Annotated in this window: 19 protein-coding genes; 8 read left to right on the top strand and 11 right to left on the bottom strand. The window is 70.1% G+C overall.

Annotated features, from left to right (window positions below):
* Nucleotides 1–25: 25 nt before the first annotated feature.
* The gene (locus ABZ370_RS19365; RefSeq protein ID WP_358622114.1) at nucleotides 26–1,258 is read right to left on the bottom strand and encodes an ROK family protein; all 1,233 of its coding nucleotides are present in this window, start codon (nucleotides 1,256–1,258) and stop codon (nucleotides 26–28) included.
* A gap of 217 nt (nucleotides 1,259–1,475) precedes the next feature.
* Here ABZ370_RS19365 and ABZ370_RS19370 point away from each other — a divergent pair, with 217 nt between their 5' ends.
* The 8 genes from ABZ370_RS19370 to ABZ370_RS19405 all read left to right on the top strand — a co-directional run bounded on the left by ABZ370_RS19370 (nucleotide 1,476) and on the right by ABZ370_RS19405 (nucleotide 10,306).
* Complete coding sequence (locus ABZ370_RS19370) at nucleotides 1,476–2,579, top strand: Gfo/Idh/MocA family oxidoreductase (protein WP_358622117.1); 1,104 nt, start codon at nucleotides 1,476–1,478, stop codon at nucleotides 2,577–2,579.
* Nucleotides 2,580–2,764: 185 nt separating this feature from the next.
* Nucleotides 2,765–4,339 (top strand): ABC transporter substrate-binding protein, encoded by a 1,575-nt coding sequence (locus ABZ370_RS19375; RefSeq protein ID WP_358622119.1) that lies wholly within the window; start codon nucleotides 2,765–2,767, stop codon nucleotides 4,337–4,339.
* Nucleotides 4,340–4,358: 19 nt separating this feature from the next.
* Nucleotides 4,359–5,300, top strand: a complete 942-nt coding sequence (locus ABZ370_RS19380; protein WP_358622121.1) for an ABC transporter permease — start codon at nucleotides 4,359–4,361, stop codon at nucleotides 5,298–5,300.
* Nucleotides 5,297–6,214: an ABC transporter permease gene (locus tag ABZ370_RS19385; RefSeq protein WP_358622123.1), complete on the top strand. Its 918-nt coding sequence runs from the start codon at nucleotides 5,297–5,299 to the stop codon at nucleotides 6,212–6,214. Before ABZ370_RS19380 ends, ABZ370_RS19385 begins: the two co-directional genes overlap by 4 nt.
* Nucleotides 6,211–8,346, top strand: a complete 2,136-nt coding sequence (locus ABZ370_RS19390) for an ABC transporter ATP-binding protein (protein WP_358622126.1) — start codon at nucleotides 6,211–6,213, stop codon at nucleotides 8,344–8,346. Before ABZ370_RS19385 ends, ABZ370_RS19390 begins: the two co-directional genes overlap by 4 nt.
* Nucleotides 8,347–8,430: 84 nt before the next feature.
* Complete coding sequence (locus ABZ370_RS19395) at nucleotides 8,431–9,273, top strand: sugar phosphate isomerase/epimerase (RefSeq protein WP_358622128.1); 843 nt, start codon at nucleotides 8,431–8,433, stop codon at nucleotides 9,271–9,273.
* A gap of 149 nt (nucleotides 9,274–9,422) precedes the next feature.
* Nucleotides 9,423–9,803, top strand: coding sequence for a VOC family protein (locus ABZ370_RS19400; RefSeq protein ID WP_358622131.1), 381 nt, complete (start codon nucleotides 9,423–9,425; stop codon nucleotides 9,801–9,803).
* Nucleotides 9,804–9,946: 143 nt separating this feature from the next.
* The gene (locus ABZ370_RS19405) at nucleotides 9,947–10,306 is read left to right on the top strand and encodes a metalloregulator ArsR/SmtB family transcription factor (RefSeq protein ID WP_358622133.1); all 360 of its coding nucleotides are present in this window, start codon (nucleotides 9,947–9,949) and stop codon (nucleotides 10,304–10,306) included.
* A 27-nt stretch (nucleotides 10,307–10,333) separates the two neighbouring features.
* Here the strand turns inward: ABZ370_RS19405 and ABZ370_RS19410 are convergent, their stop codons facing one another.
* The 10 genes from ABZ370_RS19410 to ABZ370_RS19455 form a co-directional block, all read right to left on the bottom strand.
* The gene (locus ABZ370_RS19410) at nucleotides 10,334–11,812 is read right to left on the bottom strand and encodes an aldehyde dehydrogenase family protein (RefSeq protein WP_358622135.1); all 1,479 of its coding nucleotides are present in this window, start codon (nucleotides 11,810–11,812) and stop codon (nucleotides 10,334–10,336) included.
* Between the two features lie 29 nt (nucleotides 11,813–11,841).
* Nucleotides 11,842–12,852, bottom strand: a complete 1,011-nt coding sequence (locus ABZ370_RS19415; protein ID WP_358622137.1) for an ABC transporter ATP-binding protein — start codon at nucleotides 12,850–12,852, stop codon at nucleotides 11,842–11,844.
* Entirely contained in the window at nucleotides 12,849–13,907 is a 1,059-nt protein-coding gene (locus ABZ370_RS19420) for an ABC transporter ATP-binding protein (protein WP_358622139.1), read from the bottom strand. Before ABZ370_RS19420 ends, ABZ370_RS19415 begins: the two co-directional genes overlap by 4 nt.
* A gap of 13 nt (nucleotides 13,908–13,920) precedes the next feature.
* On the bottom strand, nucleotides 13,921–14,634 hold the full coding sequence (locus ABZ370_RS19425) for a GntR family transcriptional regulator (protein WP_358622141.1): 714 nt from the start codon (nucleotides 14,632–14,634) through the stop codon (nucleotides 13,921–13,923).
* Nucleotides 14,624–15,529: an ABC transporter permease gene (locus tag ABZ370_RS19430; protein WP_358622143.1), complete on the bottom strand. Its 906-nt coding sequence runs from the start codon at nucleotides 15,527–15,529 to the stop codon at nucleotides 14,624–14,626. The genes ABZ370_RS19425 and ABZ370_RS19430 overlap by 11 nt, the downstream gene beginning before the upstream one ends.
* On the bottom strand, nucleotides 15,516–16,463 hold the full coding sequence (locus ABZ370_RS19435; RefSeq protein ID WP_358622145.1) for an ABC transporter permease: 948 nt from the start codon (nucleotides 16,461–16,463) through the stop codon (nucleotides 15,516–15,518). Before ABZ370_RS19435 ends, ABZ370_RS19430 begins: the two co-directional genes overlap by 14 nt.
* A gap of 44 nt (nucleotides 16,464–16,507) precedes the next feature.
* Complete coding sequence (locus ABZ370_RS19440) at nucleotides 16,508–17,794, bottom strand: FAD-binding oxidoreductase (protein WP_358622147.1); 1,287 nt, start codon at nucleotides 17,792–17,794, stop codon at nucleotides 16,508–16,510.
* Nucleotides 17,791–18,459, bottom strand: coding sequence for a haloacid dehalogenase type II (locus ABZ370_RS19445; RefSeq protein ID WP_358622149.1), 669 nt, complete (start codon nucleotides 18,457–18,459; stop codon nucleotides 17,791–17,793). Before ABZ370_RS19445 ends, ABZ370_RS19440 begins: the two co-directional genes overlap by 4 nt.
* Nucleotides 18,460–18,514: 55 nt before the next feature.
* Entirely contained in the window at nucleotides 18,515–19,933 is a 1,419-nt protein-coding gene (locus tag ABZ370_RS19450; RefSeq protein WP_358622152.1) for an ABC transporter substrate-binding protein, read from the bottom strand.
* Nucleotides 19,934–20,393: 460 nt separating this feature from the next.
* Nucleotides 20,394–21,560, bottom strand: a complete 1,167-nt coding sequence (locus ABZ370_RS19455; protein ID WP_358622155.1) for a cation diffusion facilitator family transporter — start codon at nucleotides 21,558–21,560, stop codon at nucleotides 20,394–20,396.
* Nucleotides 21,561–21,754 lie beyond the last annotated feature (194 nt).

Here is a 21,754-nt window from a genome sequence, read left to right on the forward strand (position 1 = left end):
CAGCCGTCAGTGCCAGCCGTCCGTGTCAGCCGTCCGGGGGGTCGTCGACCAGCATCCGGGCGATGCCCTGGGGGCCGAACACATCCCGGGTGGCGAGGGCGATGGCGCCGTGGATTCCGGAGCTCTCGCCGAGCCGGGTCGGGATGATGGTGAGATCACGGGTGGTCAGGGTCTGGGCGCGCTGGTAGACCACGGCGCGGATGCCGGAGAGGAGGTTGTCGCGCAGTTCGCTCAGCGGACCGCCGATGACCAGCGTGCGCGGGTTGAACATGTAGATCAGCATGGCCACGACCTCGCCTATCTCGGTCGCGGCCTGCTGGAGGGCGCGTACGGCGGGCGGATCGTTGTGGGCGACGCGCTCCGCCAGCACGCGCGCGCCGTGCAGGAGATCGCCGTCGGCCGTCTCGGGGATGCCGAGGCTGTGCAGGACGCTCCGGTGGGAGGCGACCGCGCTGAGGCAGCCGACGTTGCCGCAGGCGCACTGGACGTCGCTGCCCCCGACGGCCCGGATGTGGCCGATGTCGCCGGCGGCCCCGTCCGCCCCCCGGTACACCTCGCCCGCCGCGGTGACGATCCCGGCCCCCACCCCTGTGGAGATCTTGATGCCCAGCAGCGGAGTGTCGGCCCGCTCCTGGCAGGCCTCGCCGAGGGCCATGAGGTTGGCGTCGTTGTCCACCACGGCGGGAGCGTGGAACCGGTCGCTCAACTCCTGGGCCACGGGATAGCTGCCCCAGCCGGGCATCCCGGTCGGCCGGACCGCGCAGCCGCGCTCGAAGTCCACCGGTGAGGGCAGGCCCGCCACCACTTCGCGCACCCGGCCGGGGTCATGTCCGTTCCGTACCAGCAGGCCCAGCAGACGTTCGGTCACCGCGTCCAGGACGACCTCCGGTCCGGCGTCGGCCCGGATCTCCACGGTCTCCTGCGCGAGCACCCGCCCCGAGAGATCGGCGATCGCGATGCGTGACGCCAGCGTGTCGATGTCCGCCACGGCGACGGTCCCCGCCCGAGGGCTGAGCGCCAGCACCCGCGGCGGTCGGCCCCGTACCGACTCGTTGGCCTCGAACTCCCGCAGAATGCCGCGCTCGACGAGATGGTCCACATGCTTGCCGACCGTCGTCCGGACCAGACCGCTGCGCCGCGCGATCTCGGCACGGCTGGTCGCCTTGCCCGATACGACGAAATCCAGCACCGTGCGCAGCCCGGCGGGTACGGCGGGCAGCAGGGGCGGACCGGCGGGGTGATCCTCGTCTTTAGGCACCTTCGTGACCATAATTTCGCCGCCTTGTGCCGTCAATAAGTGCGACAGCCACTCATCAGGAACTCGGCACCACCAGTGAACGCGATCTTCTCCTGTGCGTGGGCTCCTTTTTTAGTCCATTCAAGAGATTAAAAATGACGTCTTGTTCTTGCTGGACGAACTAAACGATGGTGATGCCGGACACGGAAGCGTCGCTCTCCCGAGAGGAACCACGGCTATGGCCAGGCAAACGCACCGGATCGGAATCCTGGGCAGCGGCAACATCTTCGGCCGGTACGTCGCCGGTCTGGCCCGCTACCCGGAGCTTGAGATCGTGCGGGTGGGAGACATCGACACGGCCCGGGCCAAGCAGGCGGCCGCCGATCACGCCATTCCGGCCTGGGGAGACGACGCGGAGCTGTACGCCGATGAGTCGGTGGACATCATCGTGAACCTCACCCCGCCGGTGCACCACGCGCGCACCATCATCGCCGCGCTGGAGGCGGGCAAGCACGTCTACGTCGAAAAGCCGCTGGCCACGACGGTGGAGGAGGGTCGCGCCGTCCTGGCGGCGGCCGCCCGGAGCGGGCGCGTCCTCGGCTCGGCGCCGGACACGTTCCTCGGCAGCGCGAGCCAGACGGCGCGCAAGGCCGTCGACGACGGGCTCATCGGCACACCGGTCGGTGCCTCGGCCTTCATCGGCCACAGCAAGGCGGAGACCTGGCACCCGGACCCGCGCTTCCTCTTCGCGGAGGGCGGCGGCCCGGTGATGGACATGGGCCCGTACTACGTCGCCATCCTGGTGAACTGCCTGGGCCCGGTCCAGGCCATAGCCGCGGCGAGCCGGATCGGCGCCCCGCACCGGGCGGTGACCTCGCCCGGCCGGGCCGTCGACTCCATCGAGGTCACGGTTCCCACCCACGCCGCGGCAGTGCTGACGTTCGCCTCGGGAGTCATCGGGACGGCGCAGATGAGCTTCGACGTGTGGGACGCGGACCTGCCCTACATGGAGATCTACGGCACCGAGGGCACGCTCTCCCTGGGCAACCCGAACCACTTCGACGGCGAGGTGCGGCTCAAGCGGCACAGCGACGCCGAGTGGACGGTGCTGGAACCGGTGGTCGGCCTGTTCGGCGCCGTCGGCACCAAGGAGCAGGCCCGCCGCGGCCTCGGCGTCCGTGACCTCGCGGACGCGATCGAGGGCGGCCCGCACCGCGCGACCGCCTCGTTCGCCTTCCACGTACTCGAAGCGCTGTGCGCCGTCGAGGAGGCGTCCCAGGGGGAACGCGTCGTCCGCCTGAGCAGCACGTGCGAACGCCCGCAGCCGCGATACCCCGTCTGAGCCCCGCTCGCGCGGGGCCGCGACCACGGCTTCCGCGGCACATGCCAGGAAAACCCAAAACCGGGGGTTGCGCCCGTTTAGGCAGTAAATCAGGATCGATTCCCAGCGGCATAAAACGGGCGAAGATTTTCAAAACGGCCAATATCACTGCACGTAATCCCCCCCCGGACCCTCAAGGAGTATCGATGTCGCTGAGAACTTCAGCCTGGCAGAGCCGTCTGATAGCAGGCGCCGCCGCGGGCGCGGCGCTGCTCACCTCCGGATGCAGCGCCGCGACCCACCCCGCGGCCGGTCAATCCGCGACCACCGGCCCGGTACGCGACGGCGGCACCCTCACCGTCGCGCAGACGAGCGACGCCGATCCCGGCTCGTTCCTCAAGACCTCGGTCGGCAACATCCTGTCCGAGTACACGGTCCTCGAGACGCTGACCCTCATGGACGCCAAGACCGGTAAACCCAAGGGCGTCCTCGCGAAGTCGTGGAAGCTCGCCCCCGACGCCAAGAGCATCGACATCACCCTCCGCGACGATGTGACGTTCCACAGCGGCCGCAAGCTGACGGCGCAGGACGTCATCTTCACGCTGAAGAAGGCGCAGGACCCGGCGACGGGCGCGGCGGGCATGGCGATCGCCGACCAGATCAAGTCGATGCGGGCCAAGGGCGACCACGAGCTCACGCTCACCTTCACCAAGCCCACGCCGAACATCTTCGACCTGTTCGAGACGGCTCCGATCCTCAACCCCGCGACGTACTCCGACTACGCGGCGGGCAAGGTCGTCGACGGCACCGGCCGCTTCGTCTGGAAGTCGTGGACGCCCGGGGGCCGCGTCGTACTCACCAAGTACGCCAAGTACCGCGACGCCAAGAACACCCATCTCAACAAGATCAACATCGAGGTCATCAACGACCCGACCGCCATCGTCTCGGCGATCCGCAGCGGTCGCGTCCAGTACGGCGTCGGCGCGGCCGCCCTCGACGCCCGCAGCCTGAGCCGCCAGCCGGGCTACGCCCTGCTGTCGTCCGGCGGATCGGCGATCCCGCTCTCCCTGGACGTGACCAAGGCGCCGTTCGACAAGAAGGCGGTGCGCCAGGCGGTCCAGTACGCGATCGACCGCCGCCGCATCGTCCAGCAGGTCGAGGGCGGTCACGCGGACGCGACGGACCTGCCGTGGAAGACCTCCGCCGTCGGCTACGACCGCGCTCAGGCGGGGCATTACACGTATCAGCCGGACAAGGCCAAGAAGCTGCTCGCCAAGGCGGGGGTGAAGGGCGCCTCGTTCAAGGTCGTCACGCTCAACACCCCCGAAGCCACCAGCATCTTCCAGATCGTCAAGAACAACCTCGCCGCCGTCGGGCTGAACGCCAAGCCCGAAGTGCTCAGCGCGACCGAATACGACGGGCGGATCGCCAAGCGGGACATGGGTACGCCCGCCGTCCTCATGATGAACAGCAACGCCCTTCTTCCCGCGAGCGCGGTCACCAGCCGGCCGGAATTCGTCCCGAACGGCAATCTCCTGGGTTTCAAGAGCCCCGCGTATTCGAAGCTCGTCCAGAACGTCACCCGTGCGACCACGCCCGACGCGCAGAAGAAGGCGCTGCACGCGTACAACGCCTACTTCCTCGACCAGGCGTTCACGGTTCCGCTGATCACCCGCCCGACCCTGACGGTCCGGTCGACATCCGTCGGAGGCATCGCGCCCACCCAGGCGGGCTTCCTGAACCTCGGCCAGGCGTGGCTGTCCGATCCGAACCAGGGGTAGCGAGTCGATGATCCGGTTCATGATGCGCAAGGCGCCGTCGGTGGTGTTCGTCCTCTTCGCCAGCTCCATCGTCGCCTTCGCCCTGCCCCGGCTCGCCCCGGGGGACGTCGCCGTCAGCCTCGCCGGAACGGACCCGACGCCCGCCAACGTCGCCGCCATCCGTGGGGAGCTGGGGCTGGACCGCTCGCCCGTCGTGCAGTACTGGGACTGGATCTCCGGCCTGTTCCACGGCGACCTGGGCCAGTCCTACCGTCTGCACCGCAGCGTGGCCAGTCTCATCGGGGACCGGCTGGAGAGCACGGTGGAGCTGGCCGTGTTCGCCACCCTGCTCGTCATCGTCGCCGGGACCGTACTGGGAGTGCTCGCCGGTTCGACCAGGCGCCGGTGGACGCGGGTGACCTTCGACCTGGGCAACAGCTTCCTGGTCGCCATCCCCGCGTTCCTCACGGCCCTGGCGCTGATCCTGATCTTCGGTGTGTACCACCGCTGGCTGCCGGTCAGCGGCGAGGTGAGCGTGCTGGAGAACCCCGCGATCGGCATCCAGTACCTGACCCTCCCCGCGGTCGCCCTGGCCCTGTCACCCTCCGGGATCGTGGCCCGGCTGCTCCAGACGGAGATGACCAGGGTCCGCAACGAGGACTACGTCGATCTCGCCCTGGCCAAGGGGGCCTCGGCCAAACGGATCACGCTGCGCCATGTGCTGCGCAACAGCTTCGGCACCGCCGTCGTCTCGATCGGGCTGGAGATCGGCACCCTGCTCGCCGGTGCCGTGATCATCGAGTCGATCTTCAACCGCAACGGTCTCGGCCAACTCGCCGTCTCCAGTGTGCAGTCGCGCGACTTCACCGTCCTCCAGGTGCTGATCCTCGGGGTGGTCTTCGTGGCGGTGATCTGCCAAATCGTCACCGAGATGGTCCTCGCGACGCTCGACCCGCGGATCAGGTTGGGAGACCAGTCATGACCGACGTACCCCTGTCAGCGCCCGGTGCGCCCGGTGCGCCCGGTGCGCCCGGTGCGCCCGGCGCGACCGCCGCGAAGGCCCGCCGCAGGCTCAATCCGACGCTGGCCCGCTATCTGTCCGCCTTCCGCACCCCGAGGGGCGTCGTCGGACTCTCGATCCTCGGGGTCCTGGTGCTCGCCGCCCTCCTCGCCCCCGTCCTGTTCCCGGGCGGCTACGATCAGCAAGGCCCGAACGCCCTGACCGGCCCGTCGGCACAGCACATCTTCGGCGTCGACGAGTTCGGCCGCGACATCTTCATCCGCAGCGTCTACGGGCTCCGCGTCGACCTGAGCCTCATCCTCACCGCCGTCCCGCTCAGCATGGCGCTCGGCACACTGATCGGCCTCTCCGGCGCCATCTCCGAATGGCTCGGCGCCGGGTTGCAGCGGGTGCTCGACGTGATCATCGGCTTCCCCGGGCTGATCCTCGGCGTCTGCCTGGTGGCCATCCTCGGCCCCGGCTGGCTCCCGTTGTTCCTCACCATCCTCCTCGGCGGCCTGCCCACCGCCGGGCGCCAGGCCCGCAGCGCCTGGCTCACCCAGCAGGGGAGGGAGTACGTCCTGGCCGCCCGGGTGCTCGGCGTCCCGCGACGGCAGCTGCTCGTCCGGCACGTACTGCCGAACGCGATGGACGCCATCGTCGTGAACGGCGCCGTCTGGATGGTCATCGGCGTCTACATCGAGGCGGGACTGTCCATCGTCGGCCTCGGCGTACAGCCGCCGACGCCGTCGATCGGCGTACTGCTCAACAACGGACTCCGGTTCGTGACCCAGGCCCCCACGTACATCATCGGCCCCGGAGTGGTGCTTCTGCTGCTCTCGGTGGGCTTCAGCCTGATATCGGACGCGCTCAACGAGGCGGTGAACCGTCGGTGATCTCGACGACCAGCTCGGCGATGGCGGAACCGCCGACGCCCGTGACACACAAGGACGCGCCCCTGCTGCGCGTCGAGGGCCTGAAGACGGAATTCAAGCTGAAGAACGGCAGCGTCAAGGCCGTCAACGACGTCAGCTTCGACATCCACCCGGGCGACATCCTCGGCATCGTCGGCGAGTCCGGCTCCGGCAAGTCGGTCACCGCGCGCTCCCTCATGCGGATGCTGCGCCCGCCGGGCGAAGTCGTCGCCGGGTCGGTGCGGTTCGACGGCGAGGACCTGCTCGCGCTCCCCGAACGCGAGATGCGGCGGCGGCGCGGAGCCAAGGTGGCGATGGTCTTCCAGGACCCGCAGGCCGCGCTCAACCCCGTCCTCAAGGTCGGCGACCAGATCGTCGAGGCCATGACGGTCCACGGCGTCGACAAGAAGACCGCGCGCGGGCGGGCGGTCGAACTCCTCGAACAGGTCGGCATTCCCGACGTGCCGACGAAGATCGACCAGTACCCGCATCAGTTCTCCGGCGGCATGCGACAGCGCGTCGTCATCGCCATCGCCCTGGCGAACGATCCCGCGCTGCTCATCGCCGACGAGCCGACGACCGCCCTCGACGTCACCATCCAGGCCCAGATCCTGCGGCTGCTGGCCCGGCTGCGCACCGAACTCGGCATCGCCATCGCGATCATCACCCACGACATGGGCGTGGTCGCCGAGCTCTGTACGGACGTCGTCGTGATGTACGGCGGACGCACCGTCGAGAAGGGAACCGCCGAGCAGGTCTTCAACCATCCGCGCCACCCCTACACCGCGGCGCTGCTGGAGGCCATGCCACGCCTCGACGACGACCGGAACGGGCAGCCGCTCCCGGCGATTCCCGGCAGCCCGCCCGACCCCGCGGCGCCCGCGCCCGGCTGCGCGTTCGCACCGCGCTGCCGGTACGCCGAGGACGTGTGCGGCCGGGAACAACCGGCGCTGCTGCGGATCGGGGACGCGGGGCAGACCGCGGCGTGCTTCGTCGCCCAGCGGGGCGCGGACATCTCCGCCACCTCCGCTATCTCCGCCGTCTCCGCGAACGCCGTTCAAGAGGCACCGGCCCCCGCCCCCGCACCAGCAACGCGCGCGGAATCCGTGGCGTCCGTACCCGTACTGGAGATCCGCGACCTCAGGGTCGACGTCGGATCGCGCGGGCGCGGGCTGTTCCGCCGCGAACCTCCGGTGTACGCCGTCGACTCGGTGAGCCTGTCCGTCCACGCGGGCCGCACCCTCGGGCTCGTCGGCGAGAGCGGCTGCGGAAAATCGACGCTGTCCCGCAGCGTCGTCGGCATCAACCGGATCGCGGGCGGCTCGATTCACGTCGACGGAACCGACGTGAGCGCCATGCGCGAGGACGACCTCGGACGGGTCCGGTCCTCGGTGCAGTACCTGTTCCAGGACCCCTACGCGTCACTCAACCCACGGCGCACGATCCGCCAGTCCCTCACCGAGGCGCTCGCGTTCCGGGGCATCCGCGCGGGGGCGCTCGAAGCGGCGGCGCACTCCCTGATGACGCAGGTGGGGCTGCGCCCGGACCACCTCGACCGCTACCCGCACGCGTTCTCGGGCGGACAGCGCCAGCGCATCGGCATCGCACGAGCGCTGGCCCGCCAACCGCGGACGCTCATCCTCGACGAACCGGTCTCCGCGCTGGACATGTCGATCCAGGCGCAGATCATCAACCTGCTGGAGAAACTGCAGAACGAACTCGGCCTGGCGTACCTGTTCATCGCCCACGACTTGTCGGTCGTGCGCCACCTCAGCGACACGGTCGCCGTCATGTACCTGGGCAGGATCGTCGAGCACGGCGACGTCGACGAGGTCTACGGCAACCCGCAGCACCCCTACACCGCGTCGCTGCTCTCGTCGTCACCGATCCCGAGCGTCTCGGCGCGTGCGCGCGAACGCATCGTCCTGCGCGGCGACCTGCCGAGCCCCGCGAACCCGCCCTCGGGCTGCCGGTTCCGCACCCGGTGCCCCATCGGCCCGCTGACGCGTCCGGAGCGGACGATCTGTGCGGAGACCGCCCCGGAACTCACCGTCACCCCCGCCGGGCAGCGTGCCGCCTGCCACTTCGCCGGTGAACTCGCCCGTCACGCCTGAACCACGTCCCGTACCCCCGTCATCTCCCCATCATCGAAGGGAACTTCTGTGGCCCCGCGTATCGCGCTCAATCCCATCCAGTGGATGGCCAGCGACGACGGCTGGATCGACCCGTCCAAGGCACCCGAGCGCAAGCAGCTGCTGTCGCTGATCAAGCAGTCCGGTTTCGACGAGGTGATGGCCGAGGTCCCCGCCGACTGGACCGTCGCCCACTACCGGGCGGTCCTGGACGAGCTCGGCCTCGCCCCGGCGCCCGGCTACTTCGTATGCCGGTCGGACGGCCGGGACGGCAACGAGAACGACGTCGTCGCGAACGCCGCCGCCACCGCGCGCCAGCACGCCGAACTCGGCATGACCGAGATCGGCCTCGGCCTGGCGATGGGCAAGGACATGCCGCGCGTGGCGCACCCGGCACAGGCCCACGACGCGGACCCGTCGCGCGTCGAGGCCGTGACGGCGCTGATCGGGAAGATCGCCGACGCCATGACCGCCGAAGGCGTCCGCCCCAATCTGCACCCGCACATCGGCACCTGGATCGAGACCGAGGAGGAGGGCCGGGCCGTGCTCGACGCCCTGCCCGCATCCCGGCTCGGCTTTCTGCCCGACACCGGACACCTGGCCTGGTCGGGGTCCGACGTCGGCGCGTTCATCAAGGACTACGCGGAGCGGATTCCCTTCGTACACGTGAAGGACTGCCGACTCAGCGTCGCGGCGCGGGGCCGTGAAATGGGCTGGGGCTATCAGCAGACCGTCCTGTCCGGCCTCTGGGTCGAACCCGGCCGCGGCGAGCTCGACCTCAACGGAATCATCGGCAACCTGCCCGCCACGTTCGACGGCTGGCTGATGGTCGAGGTCGACCGCCCGGACATCGCCGACCCCTACGAGAGCGCGGTCGAATCGGCGCGCTGGATGCGGGCACGGTCGTAAGGCACCCGTCCGCCCACCGGCCCGGGCGCCGTGCGCCCGGGCGAGGTCCCTGGAAAACCCGTCGCCCCTGCCCGCCTCGCCCGGTACGGTCGCCGAAGTGTTCTCCCCGCGAGAGCCCAACAGACCCACGGTGAGAGTAGGTTCCGTCAATGGCATGTCGTATCGGTGAGATCGTGCTCAAGTGCCACGACCCCGAGGCACTGGCGCGGTTCTGGTGCGAGGTCCTGGACTTCGTCGAGCTCGATCGCGAGGCGGAGGGCTGCATCGAGATCGGCCCGCGCGAAGGGTTCGGCGGCCCCCAGCCGACGATCTTCCTCATCCGCGACGACGGGCCGCGGGACGGGAATCTCCGGCTGCACATCGACGTCAACCCCACCGACCGCGACCAGGACGCCGAGCTCGAACGCCTCCTGGCCGCCGGGGCCGAACGCATCGACATCGGCCAGCCCGCGGAGGCGTCCTGGCACGTCCTCGCCGACCCGGAGGGCAACGAGTTCTGCCTGCTCAAGGGCCGCCTCAACCCGGTCTGAGCAGCCCCCGAGCCGCCGCTTCCGCCGCTGTCCTGAGCCTCGCCGCACCCCTCACGGCGGCGTCCGCCTCGACGGCCGACCATTACGTGCGCATGAATGCACGCGTTAAGATGGCCTCACGGGGCGGACTCTAGGATGGGTGCATGTCGGTGAGCGATGAATCCTCCACTGCGACGAAATCCCATACGCATCCCAGTGGCGCGGCGCAATTCGCCACCGCCGCCAATGTCTTCTCCTTGCTCTCCGACCAGACCCGGCTGCATCTGGTCTGGTCCCTCGCCCGGGGCGAGGCCGACGTGAACACGCTCACGGAGGCCAGCGGGGCGGCCCGCCCGGCGGTGAGCCAGCACCTGGCCAAGCTGCGGCTCGCCGGGCTGGTGGACGTCCGCAAGGAGGGCCGTCGCTCGGTCTACTCCCTGCACGACGGTCACCTGCGCCGCCTGGTCACCGAGGCCGTCAACCATGCCGACCACATGGTCTCCGGGGCCCCGCCCCACGACTGAGCCCCACGACCGGGCCGGGGCCGGCTGTCACCCACCGTGGCGGACAGCGATGATCTTCGGCTCGGTCATGGCTTCCACGGCGTAGCGCACACCCTCGCGGCCGACGCCCGACTGCTTGGGCCCGCCGAAGGGCATGGCGTCGATCCGGAAGTCGCTGCTGTCGTTGATCATCACCGCGCCGACCCGCAGCCGTTCCGCCACGGACAGGGCGCTCTCCAGACCGGCGGTGAAGACGCCCGCCTGGAGCCCGAAGCGGGTGTCGTTCGCCCGGGCGACGGCCTCGTCCAGCGTGTCGAACCGCTCGATCACCAGCACCGGTCCGAAGATCTCCTCGGTCATCACCCGGGCCCGGGCGGGCACGTTCGTCAGCACCGTCGGCCAGTGGAACGCGCCCTCCCGGCGCCCGCCCGTACGCAGCTCCGCGCCGCCGTCGCACGCCTCGGCCACCCACTCCTGGACCCGGCGTGCCTCGCGTTCGCCGATGAGCGGGCCGATGTCCGTACGCGGGTCGGACTTGCTGCCCACCCGCAGCGTTTCGGTGGCGTCCACCACGTCCTGGACGAAGCGGTCGGCGATCGGGGCGGCGACGAAGACGCGCTGCACCGAGAGGCAGTTCTGCCCGGCCACCCCGAACGCGCCCGCCACCACCGCCCGCGCCGCCGCCTCACGGTCCGCGTCGTCGAGCACCAGCACGGCGTTGTTGCCGCCCAGCTCCATGAGGGTCTTCTTGGCCCCCGCCGCGCGCGCCACCTCGTTCCCGGTGCGGAAGCCCCCGGTGAAGGACACCAGGTCGACCAGGGGGTGGCTGACGAGCGCGCGCCCGGCCGTGGCGCCGGTGCCGGGGACGACCGCGACGTAGTCGGCGGGCACCCCCGCGTCCAGCAGGATCTGGACGAACGCCAGGGCGGTGAGCGGAGTGGCCTCGGCCGGTTTCAGGACGACGCCGTTGCCGCCCGCCAGGGCCGGGCCCAGCTTGTGCGCCACCAGGTTGAGCGGGTCGTTGAAGGGGGTGATGGCGGCGACCACCCCGACCGGCTCCCGGGTGTACCAGCCCAGGCGGCCCGCACCACGGGCGGTGTCGGAGAACGGCAGGGTCTCACCGGTGAGGAGCCCGGTCTGCTGAGCCGAAAGACGCAGTGTCTCGGCGGCGCGGGACACCTCGCCCCTCGCTTCCCGTACGGTCTTGCAGCCCTCCCGGGAGATCAGCTCGGCCAGCACCTCGTGGTGCCGCGCCACCAGCCGGGAGGCCGCCTCCAGCGCCTCCCGCCGCTGCCAGGCGGCCCAGCCCGCCCCGGAGCCGACGGCGGCGACGGCGGTGGCCACTCCGGTGACGGCCTGATCGACCTCGGCCGGACTGGCGTCGGTGACGTGGCCGAGGAGGGTGCCGTCCTCCGGGTCGTGTACGGGCATGGCGGAAGCGCCGTCCACCCATCTGCCGGACCACACCGCCCCGGCGGGCGGCTGCCAGGCCAGTGGGGCGATGGGCGCGGTCTCGACTGTCGTCATCGGAACGCTCTCTTCGTCGTTACGGCGCGTCACGCGCTCGGGTAGTGGCACGAGACGGCGCGCCCCGGAGGGATGGCGCCCAGCGCGGGCGCCTCGGTGCGGCACCGGTCGCGGGCCAGGGGGCAGCGCGGGTGGAAGCGGCATCCGGAGGGCGGGTCCACCGGGCTGGGCGGCTCACCGCGCGGGGCGTCGAGGCCCGCCTCGGCGCCGGGCACCTCCGGCAGCGAGGCCGTCAGCAGAGCCTGGGTATAGGGGTGAGCGGGACGTTCGAACAGGTCCTCCCGGGAGGCGACTTCGACGATCTCCCCGAGGTACATCACCGCGACCCGGTCGCAGATGTGGCGGACGACGCGCAGGTCGTGCGAGATCATCAGCAGCGTGAGGTCGAGTTCGTCCTTCAGCTCGATGAGCAGATTGAGGATCTGGGCGCGCACCGAGGCGTCGAGGGCCGAGGTGGGTTCGTCGCAGATCAGCAGGCGGGGACGGAGCAGCAGGGCACGGGCCACGACGACACGTTGGAGCTGGCCGCCGGAGCATTCACCGGGTCGCCGGTCGAGGAACGAGGCGTCGAGCCCCACCTGATCGAGCACCTGGACGATCCGCTCGTGACGCTCCTCCCGGGAGCCGAGGCGGTGCTGGGCCAGCGGTGCGTCCAGGCTGGTGCCCAGGCGCATCCGGGGGTCCAGCGCGGCGAACGGGTCCTGGAAGACCAGCTGCATCGACCGGCGCAGCGCCTTGCGCCCACGGCCCTTGGTACCGGCGACGTCGATCCCGTCGAACAGCACCCGCCCGGAGTCGACCGGCGTCAGCCCCAGCATGGCCCTGGCCAGCGTGCTCTTGCCGCAGCCCGACTCGCCCACAAGACCCAGCACCTCGCCGGGCGCGATGGCGAACGAGACATGGTCGACGGAGTGGACGTGTTGTCTGCGGCCGAACGCCCCGCCCTTCAGCGGGAAGTGTTTGACCAGGTCCTCGACGGTGACGAGCGGGGGCCGTGCCAGGGGAGAAGGCACACGGTCCGCCGCCGCGGGCGCGGTCATACGCCCACCGCCTCGCCGACGGGCTCGGCACCGGGCCGGGACGCCCAGCAGCGGCAGCGGTGCCCGCCGCCGCAGGTGTGCAGCGGGGGCTCGGTGCCCGAACATTCGCCGGTGATGCCGAGAGCCTGGGCGAGCTGACACCGGTTCTGGTAGCGGCATCCGTGGTCCAGGCTGCGGGACTGGGTCGCGCTGCCCGGAATGGAGAAGAACCGGCCCGCCTCCGACTGCAGCAGCGACGCCTTCAACAGGGCCCGGGTATAGGGGTGTTCGGGCTCGTCGAAGACCTCGTGCACCGACCCCTCCTCCACGACCCGCCCCGCGTACATGACGGCGACGCGATCGGCGATCGAGGTGACGATGCCGAGGTCGTGCGTGATGAGCAGCACGGACATGCCCGACTCCCGCTGCTTGCGGCGGAGCAGTTGCAGGATCTGGGCCTGGACCGTGGCGTCGAGCGCTGTGGTGGGCTCGTCGGCGATCAGCAGCCCGGGCTCACCGGCGAGGGCGGCCGCGATCATCACACGCTGCGCCATGCCTCCGGAGAGCTGGTGCGCGTACGCCGAGGCCCGGCGCTCGGGTTCGGGGATGCCGACGTCGCGCAGGAGTTCCACGACCCGCGACGCGGCCCGGCGGCGGCTGAGCCCCTGGTGCAGCCGCAGGGGTTCGGCGACCTGGCTGCGAACGGTGGCGGTGGGGTCGAGCATGGCCTTGGGCTGCTGGAAGAGCATGGCGATCCGATGGCCGCGGATGCGGTCCATCCGCTTCGGCGGGAGGGCGGCCAGGTCCTCGTCGCCGAGGGTGATCCGGCCGCCGGTGACCCGGGCGCCCGGCGGCAGGAGCCCCATGACACCGAGCGCGGTCAGGGTCTTGCCGGAACCCGACTCGCCGACCAGGGCGACGATCTCGCCGCGCCGGACGGTCAGGTCGAGTCCGTCGACGGCCGGGGTGGTGGAGGCGGCACCGGGCTCGGCGAAATCCACCCGCAGGCCCCGGATGTCGAGCGCGGTGTCGAGTGTGGTGCCGGGGCCCGGAGGGGGACGGTGGTACAGGCGCATTTCCCGGTTCCTTTCAGCGGCGGACCGCTCGAAGGCGGTTCCGCAGGGTCGCGGTGGCTCCCGCGAAGTGTTCGGAGAGGGCCGCCAGCGCGGCGTCGACGTCGTCGCCCGCGACCATCCGCGCGAGTTCACGGTGCTCGTCGAGGAGGCAGCGCCGGTCCGGGTCGACATCGGCGATGAGGCTGAGGCAGAGCCGGGTCTCGGCGATCACGGTGCTGAACATGCGGCTGAGACGGGGGCTCCCGGCCGCCTCGATCAGCAGGGAGTGGAACCGCACATCGAGATCCGCCACCGCGGGCCAGTCACCGCGGCCGGCGGCGCGGGCGATCTCGTCCACGGTCTCGTCGAGCGAGGACAGGAATCCGGGTGGCGTGGGCGAGGTGATGACGCGGCGGACGGCGGCGGCTTCGAGCGCCTCCCGGGCGAAGAAGATGTCGAGGATGTCGTCCTCCCCGGGCCGGGGCACGAAGACGCCGCGGTGGGGACGGCTCAGCAGCAGCCCCTCGTGGACGAGTTGGGCGAGGGTTTCGCGTACCGGACCGCGGCTGACCCCCAGGGACTCGGCGAGTTCGGCTTCGCCCAGCTGGGAGCCGGGCGGGAACTTTCCGGTGAGGAGGTCGGCCCGGATCTGTTCGGCGACCTGCGAGGTGAGCGTCGTGCGGCGGACCGCGGGAACCGGCGGTGCGGACGGTGCCTGCGGTGCCGACGGCGTGGGCTCATACGGCATCTGCCCTCCGCTTCCGCTTCAGCTCCAGGCCGTGGCCGATGAGCGTGACGCTGAGCGCGGTGATGAAGATCGTGGCGCCGGGGGCGATGACGAGGAGCGGGACGTGCTCCATGTACGGCTGGGCGTCGAGGAGCATGGCGCCCCAGTCGGAGTCGGGCGGCTGTACGCCCAGCCCCAGGTAGGACAGTCCGCCGACGGTGATGAGCTTGTGGCCGAACCGCAGGAAGCCCAGGGACAGCACCGGCCGCAGCGCGTTGGGGATGACATGGCGGAAGATGATGAAGGTCTTGGAGCAGCCCAGGGCCTCGGCGGCCTCGATGTACTCCCGGCTGTTGATGTCCAGGGCGAGTCCGCGCATGAGGCGGGCGAACGGGGTCCAGCCGACGAGGGTCAGGGCGGCGATGAGTATGCCGTACCCGGCGCCGAAGGCGGCGATGAGGAACAGTGCGACGACCACGTCGGGGATGGAGATGAACAGGTCGGTGGTGCGCATGACGATCTCGTCCACGATCCCGCCGCGCCGCGCGCTGAACGCCCCGATGACCGTGCCTGCGACGACGGAGAGCACCAGGGTGATGGCGGCGATGGAGACCGAGAACCGCCCGCCGTACATCAGCCGGCTGAGCACGTCCCGGCCGAGCTGGTCCGTACCGAGCCAGTGCTGGGCACTGGGTGCGGCGAGCCGGTGGGCGAGGTCCTGGTGGGCGGGGTCGTAGGGGGCGATCCAGGGGGTGAGCAGGAGGACGGCGATGACGAGGACCAGGACGACGGCACCGGCGTGCAGGGTCCAGTGGCGCCCGGTGAGCGCGCGCAGGACGGTGGCGGCGCGGTGGGAGAGGCCGCGTGCCGCGGGGCGGGGCGCGCGGTTGTGCGGAAGAGTGCTAGACAGCGCCATCGCGAACCCTTACGGCCGGGTTGATCAGGGCGTAGAGAAGGTCGGTCGCGGTGGTGATGAGGACCGCGAGCGCCACGATGCTGAGGATTCCGCCCTGGATCAGCGGGACGTCGTGGTTGACCACCGCGTTGTAGACGAGTCGGCCCATACCGGGGACAGCGAAGATCACCTCCACCACCACCGATCCGCCGAGGAGTCCGGCGAACCAGAGCGAGAACAGCGTCATCACCGGCAGCAGCGCGTTGCGCAGTCCGTGCCGCAGCATCGCTTGACGCCCGCTCAGGCCGCGGCTGCGGGCGGCGACCATGTACGGGGAGGCCAGGACGTCGCTCATCGCCGCCCGGGTGACCTGGGCGAAGTAGGCCATGGGCCGCAGGGCGAGAGTGAGGGCGGGCAGGACGATGGAGGCCGGATCTCGCCAGCCGGCCGAGGGCAGCCAGCCCAGATAGCGGGAGAAGACCAGCACCAGCACCGGGGCCAGCCAGTATTCGGGGACGGCGACGAAGCTCTGCGTCAGCAGGGTCACTCCGTTGTCGATCCGCTTGCCCGGCCGCATCGCCGCGAGCGTGCCCAGCGGGAGCGCGGAGAGGAACGCCAGCCCGATCGCTATGACGGCGAGGGTGGCGGACACCCCCAGCGCGGTGCCCAGCAGTTGGTCGACGGGCGTCCGGCTGGTGAAGGACAGCCCGAAGTCGCCGTGTGCCGCTCGGCCGAGCCAGCTCAGATACTGCACGACGACCGGCCGGTCGAGCCCGAGATCGGAGCGCAGGGCCGCGATCGCCGAGGGATCGAGGGCCTGGTCGGCGACCCTGGACCGCAGGATCGTCCGCACGGGGTCGCCGCCTCCGGCGTACGGGATGGCGAAGGTGGCGGCGGACACGGCGAGCAGGGTGACCAGCAGCACCAGCAGCCGCCGGACGGCGAATCTGACCATCTTTCACTCCTCCTTCCGGGCTCTCTCCCGGTTCGAGGCGGCGTTCACTTGATGACGTCGAGCGTCCGGTAGTAGGCCCCGGCGAAGGGCAGGAACCAGGGCGGTCCGAAGTGTCCGGGTACCCGCGGGAACTTCATGCCCCGCCAGATGTTGGCCTCGGGCCTGCCCTCGATGACCTCGGCCATCTGCCGCCCCATGTGGGTGGCCATCTGGACCCCGTGGCCCGAGTAGCCCACGGAGTAGAACAGGCCGTCCTGCTCGCCGGAGTGGACCATCTGATCGAGGCTGATGTCGACGAGCCCGCCCCAGCAGTAGTCGATGCGCACGCCGTCGAGCTGCGGAAACACCGAGAGCATGCCCTTGCGCAGGATGCGTCCGCTCTTGGCGTCCGACTCCGGGCCGGACATCGCGAACCGTGCCCGGCCGCCGAAGAGCAGCCGGTTGTCCGGGGTGATGCGGAAGTAGTAGAGGAGGTTCTTGGAGTCGGACGCCATACGGCGGGTGGGCATCAGCTCGTCGACCACCTCCTGCCGCAGCGGCTCGGTCACGATGATGAAGCTGCCGACCGGGACGATACGGTTGCGCAGCCAGCGGAACGGGGACCCGGTGTAGCCGCTCGTGGCGACCAGCACCTTGTCGGCACGCAGCGTGCCGACCGGGGTGGTCAGATCGTGCACGGTGCCGCCGACCCGGCGCACCTTCGTCACCGGGGCCTTCTCGTGGATGCGTACCCCCAGGCCCGCGGCGGCCTCGCCGAGCCCCCGGACGAACTTGCCCACGTGCAGACCGGCACCCCGGGGGTCGGCCATCGCACCGTGGTAGCGGTCGGAGCCGATCTCGGACCTGAGGTCCCTCTTGGGGATCAGGTGGGTCTTGTAGCCGATCAGGTCGGCGAGCGCCTCATGCGTGCGGGCCAGCCGCTCGTAGTGCTCGGGTTTGGCGGCGAGGTTGAGCTTCCCGGTACGGGCGAAGTCGCAGTCGATGCCCTCCTCGTCCACCAGCTGCTCGACGGTGTCGATCGCCTCGCTATAGGCCAGGTAGGCCGCCTTGGCGGTCGGGATGCCGTAGCGGGCCACGGCGGTGAGGAAGCCGATGGCCAGGCCCGTGGTGCACATCCCGCCGTTGCGTCCCGAGGCTCCCCAGCCCACGGTCTCCTGTTCCACCACCGTGACCTGGGCGCCCTTGCGGGCCAGATGGACGGCGGCCGACAGGCCGGTCAGCCCCGCGCCGACGATCGCCACATCGGTCCGGCCGCCGATCTCCGCCGCCGTGCGGTCGGGACCGGCCGGGGCCGTGTCCAGCCAGTACGGAACGGTCTTCACCGCACTCACAGCCCCAGCAGCGGGGGCAGTTCGGACAGTACCGAGACCTCGTGGTACCCGAAGTACGGCACGCTGGGCTCGTAACCACGGTTGACGTAGACCTTGTGGGGAATCCGCAGATCGTGCGCGGGGATGAGGTCGTACCGCAGGCTGGAGGAGACGTGCAGTATCTCGCCCGGCCCGCAGCCCAGTTGGTCGAGCATGTACTCGAACGCCTGGAAGCGCGGCTTGTACGCGCGTGCGTGCTCCGCCGTGTACACCGCGTGGAACGGAGCGCCCAGCTTTTCGACGTTGCCGCCGATCTGGTCATTCGCAGCATTGGAGAGGATGACCAGGGGGTAGCTCTCGGCGAGGGTGCGCAGCGCGTCCGGCACATCGGGGTGCGGGCCCCAGGAGGGCACCGAGGCGACGATCTTCTCGCTGTCCGCGTCGTGGAACTCCACACCCCACAGCGCGCAGGCCCGCTTCAGCGCGCTCGCGATGACGTCGGGGTAGAGCTGGTAGGCGCCCAGCACCTCGTCGATCCGGTACGCCTCGAAGTCGTCCAGGAAGTCCTCCATGCGGTCCGCGGCGATGCGGTCGGCGAACAGCTCGCGGGTGAGGGCGGACATTCCGAACGCGGTGAGGGTGCCGTAGCAGTCGAAGGTGATGTACTTGGGCCGGAAGTCGATCACGACGTACTCCTGTGGGCGTGGGTGTGGGTGTGGGTGTGACGCGGGGGGACGGGGGTCACTTCGCGGAGCGGGACAGATCCGAGGTGAGGGTGTAGTACGGGTGGACGGCGAAGCCCTTGATCCCGGAGGCGACCGCGACGGATTCGGTCTCGTGGAGGAGGAAGACGTTCACCGCGCGGGACTGCAGCCTGGTGGCGACCTGGGCGTAGTAGGCGTAGCGGGCCTTCGGGTCCTTGGTGGCCGCCGCCTTCCTTATGAGGGAGTCGGTCTTCGGGTCGCAGTAGTGCGAGATGTTGTAGCTGCCCTTGCACGTGTAGTCGGCGGTCAGATAGCCGAGCGGGTCGGGCATGTCGCCGAGGTGGTTGCGGGAGAGCAGCGCGGCCTGGAAGTCGCCGGAGAGCAGGTCGGGTTCCACCGAGGCGTAGTCGGCGGTGCGGATGGTCGCCTTGACGCCGATGGCCTTCAGCTCCTGCTGGATGACCGCCGCCAGGTCGGAGAAGCCTGACCCCTCGTTGTACGCGATGAGCCGCACCGTGAGGGACGAGGGGGAGACTCCGGCCTCGTGGAGCAGCGCCTTGGCCTTCGCCGGGTCGGCCTTGACCGGGGTGGCGGCCTGGGGAGTCCAGGGTTCACCGGGGGCGAAGGGGCCGACGGCCGGTCGCCCGGCTCCCTTGTAGACGGCGTCGGTGATGGCCTTGGTGTCGATCGCGGCCTGGAATGCCTTCCGCACCTTTTCGTTGGTGAACGGGGCCTTCTTGTTGTTCAGGACGAGTTCCGTGGTCCGGGGAAGCTGCTCGGTCTTCACCGTGACGTTGCTGCTTCCCTTGAGGTCCTGCACGCTCGGCACGGATATCTTTCTGGATATCTGGGCCTCGTCGGTCTGTATCTGGGTGGCCCGTTTGGCGGCGTCGGCGATGAACCGCACTTCGGCGGAGGCCAGTTTCACCGGGCCGCCCCAGTACGAGGAGTTGCGCTTGAGCTCAATGGCCTGCTGCGGAATTTCCTTGGTGATCCGGAAGGGGCCGGTGCACGTACCCTCGGGATTGGTCGACGATCCGGTGTATGCCTTCGGGGCGAGGATTCCGGTGTTGGGGGAGGCGAGGCGGTACGGCAGGAGGGCGTCGGGGGCGGGCGTGGTGATCCGGACCTTCGAACCGCCCACCGCCGTGACACCGGCGATCGTGTCGGGGGAGAGGCCGGGGGCGGGTGTCTTCGCGGCGAGTGCGTGCTTCAGGGCGCCGACGACGGCCTTGGCGTCGAGCGGGGTGCCGTCCTGGAACTTCACGCCGGCGCGGAGATTGATGTCCCAGGCGGTCGGGCTGGTCTGGCGCCAGGACGTGGCGAGCATCGGATGGATGGTCCCGCCGGTCTCGTACTTGACCAGAGTTTCCAGACAGCCCGCCTTGGAGAGGACGAAGGAGTCATCGGTCTCCAGGGCCCAGTCGGCGGCCGGGCCGAACGGCTCGTCGATCACGATGCTCCGAGCTCCGGTGGCGCCGCCGGTATTGGAAGCCTGGCCGCCCATTCCGCAGGACGCGAGAGTCAGGGTTGTCGCCGTCAGTACAAGAGCCAAGCGCGGTTTTTTCATGGATCTCACTGGTCCGATCGGAGCTACGGGAACTTCCCAGTCGGCGGGGAGTGCGCGGCGGGGATGGCCGGAATGGGGGTGGCGGCGCTTGGTTGACGAAGGTAAGAGGTGATGACGGCGGTGTCGATACGTTGTCGACGATATTTTGTAAACAAGCCATTTCCGTCGGGTCACCCCGTTCACCAGGGCAGCAATGGGCGAGACGGCGGCAGGGGCAGGCGAAATGGCATGCCAAAGAAAATCCACGACCGTCACGCCAATTCGGTCTGGATGCCCGGCCGGATACTCGTCCGGATGCTCAAGGGGCCGTGCCGGTCCCGGCCGTGGCGGCCGGGACCGCCCGGGCTCAGGTCATATGGCGCACCAGCTTGAGATGCGGGTCCTCCGCGTCCGGGCCGACGGCCGGGTCGGTGTGCACCATGGCGGCGGTCAGCCGTGGCACGGCGTGCATCAGCGCATGCTCGACCTCGACCGCCACGGCATGGGACTCCTGCACGCTCAGATCGCCGTCCACCTCGACCGTGGACTCGGCGCGCAGCTTGTGCCCGATCCACCGCATCCGCAGCTCCGTCACCCTCAGGACTCCGGGTACAGCGCGCACCGTTTCCTCGCCCGTGTCGATGAGGGCCGGGTCGACGGAGTCCATGAGGCGGCGGAAGACCTCACGTGCCGCGTCCTTGAGGACGAGCAGGATCGCTCCCGTGATGAGCAGACCGACGATGGGGTCGGCAGTCTGCCAGCCGAGCGCGGCACCACCGGCGCCCGCCAGCACGGCCAGCGAGGTGAACCCGTCGGTGCGGGCGTGCAGACCGTCGGCGACCAGCGCGGCCGAACCGATCTTGCGTCCTACGCCGATGCGGTAGCGGGCCACCCACTCGTTGCCGATGAACCCGACGACCGCCGCGATGGCGACGATGCCCAGATGGGAGATGTCGCGCGGGTTCAACAGCCGGTCGATGGCCTGGTAGGCGGCCACGGCCGCCGAAGCGGCGATGGTGAGGACGATGACGATGCCCGCCAGATCCTCGGCGCGGCCGTATCCATAGGTGAACTTGCGGTTCGCCGCCCGCCGCCCGAGGACGAACGCCACTCCGAGCGGCAGCGCGGTCATCGCGTCGGCGAAGTTGTGGATGGTGTCGCCGAGCAGCGCCACCGACCCGGAGATGATGACGACGACCGTCTGGATGATCGCGGTGGCGCCCAGGATGGCGAGGGAGAGCCACAGGGCGCGCATGCCCTCGGCCGAGGACTCCATCACGGAGTCGACCTTGTCCGCCGCCTCGTGCGAGTGCGGCTTCACTACGTGCGTGATCTGGTGCTTCCACTGCGACCAGCGGCTTTTGCCATGCCCGTGGTCGTGCCCGGCGCCGTGGTCGTGTCCGTGCTCGTGGCCGTGGTCATGCCCGTGGCCATGCCCGTTTCCGTGCTGATGCCCGGGGGCCTGGGCCGACGCGTGGGCCTTCGGGTGGCCGTGCGCTGTCGCAGGGGGATGGGGGTGCTCATGGGCCTTCACGTAGGGCTCACCTTCTAGGAACGTCGCCGCGGAGGGAGGGGTGCAGAGGCACCGTACTTCTATTATGTGCATACGAGTGCACCAATGCACTTGTTGGATCGCACAGAATGCGTACCGCGCCGTGGCGACCGGCGCCCCTCGCGGCGATGCCGCGGATCTCCGACGACTCAGCCGCGGTTTCCCCGGGTCCGGGC

This window comes from Streptomyces sp. NPDC005962 (genome assembly GCF_040629205.1).
GTDB lineage: Bacteria > Actinomycetota > Actinomycetes > Streptomycetales > Streptomycetaceae > Streptomyces.

Coding starts and splice junctions, on each gene's coding strand:
- ABZ370_RS19370 (WP_358622117.1), top strand. CDS start 1,476: ATGGCCAGGCAAACGCACCGGATCGGAATCCTGGGCAGCGGCAACATC.
- ABZ370_RS19375 (WP_358622119.1), top strand. CDS start 2,765: ATGTCGCTGAGAACTTCAGCCTGGCAGAGCCGTCTGATAGCAGGCGCC.
- ABZ370_RS19380 (WP_358622121.1), top strand. CDS start 4,359: ATGATGCGCAAGGCGCCGTCGGTGGTGTTCGTCCTCTTCGCCAGCTCC.
- ABZ370_RS19385 (WP_358622123.1), top strand. CDS start 5,297: ATGACCGACGTACCCCTGTCAGCGCCCGGTGCGCCCGGTGCGCCCGGT.
- ABZ370_RS19395 (WP_358622128.1), top strand. CDS start 8,431: ATGGCCAGCGACGACGGCTGGATCGACCCGTCCAAGGCACCCGAGCGC.
- ABZ370_RS19400 (WP_358622131.1), top strand. CDS start 9,423: ATGGCATGTCGTATCGGTGAGATCGTGCTCAAGTGCCACGACCCCGAG.
- ABZ370_RS19405 (WP_358622133.1), top strand. CDS start 9,947: ATGTCGGTGAGCGATGAATCCTCCACTGCGACGAAATCCCATACGCAT.
- ABZ370_RS19410 (WP_358622135.1), bottom strand. CDS start 11,812: ATGACGACAGTCGAGACCGCGCCCATCGCCCCACTGGCCTGGCAGCCG.
- ABZ370_RS19415 (WP_358622137.1), bottom strand. CDS start 12,852: ATGACCGCGCCCGCGGCGGCGGACCGTGTGCCTTCTCCCCTGGCACGG.
- ABZ370_RS19420 (WP_358622139.1), bottom strand. CDS start 13,907: ATGCGCCTGTACCACCGTCCCCCTCCGGGCCCCGGCACCACACTCGAC.
- ABZ370_RS19425 (WP_358622141.1), bottom strand. CDS start 14,634: ATGCCGTATGAGCCCACGCCGTCGGCACCGCAGGCACCGTCCGCACCG.
- ABZ370_RS19430 (WP_358622143.1), bottom strand. CDS start 15,529: ATGGCGCTGTCTAGCACTCTTCCGCACAACCGCGCGCCCCGCCCCGCG.
- ABZ370_RS19435 (WP_358622145.1), bottom strand. CDS start 16,463: ATGGTCAGATTCGCCGTCCGGCGGCTGCTGGTGCTGCTGGTCACCCTG.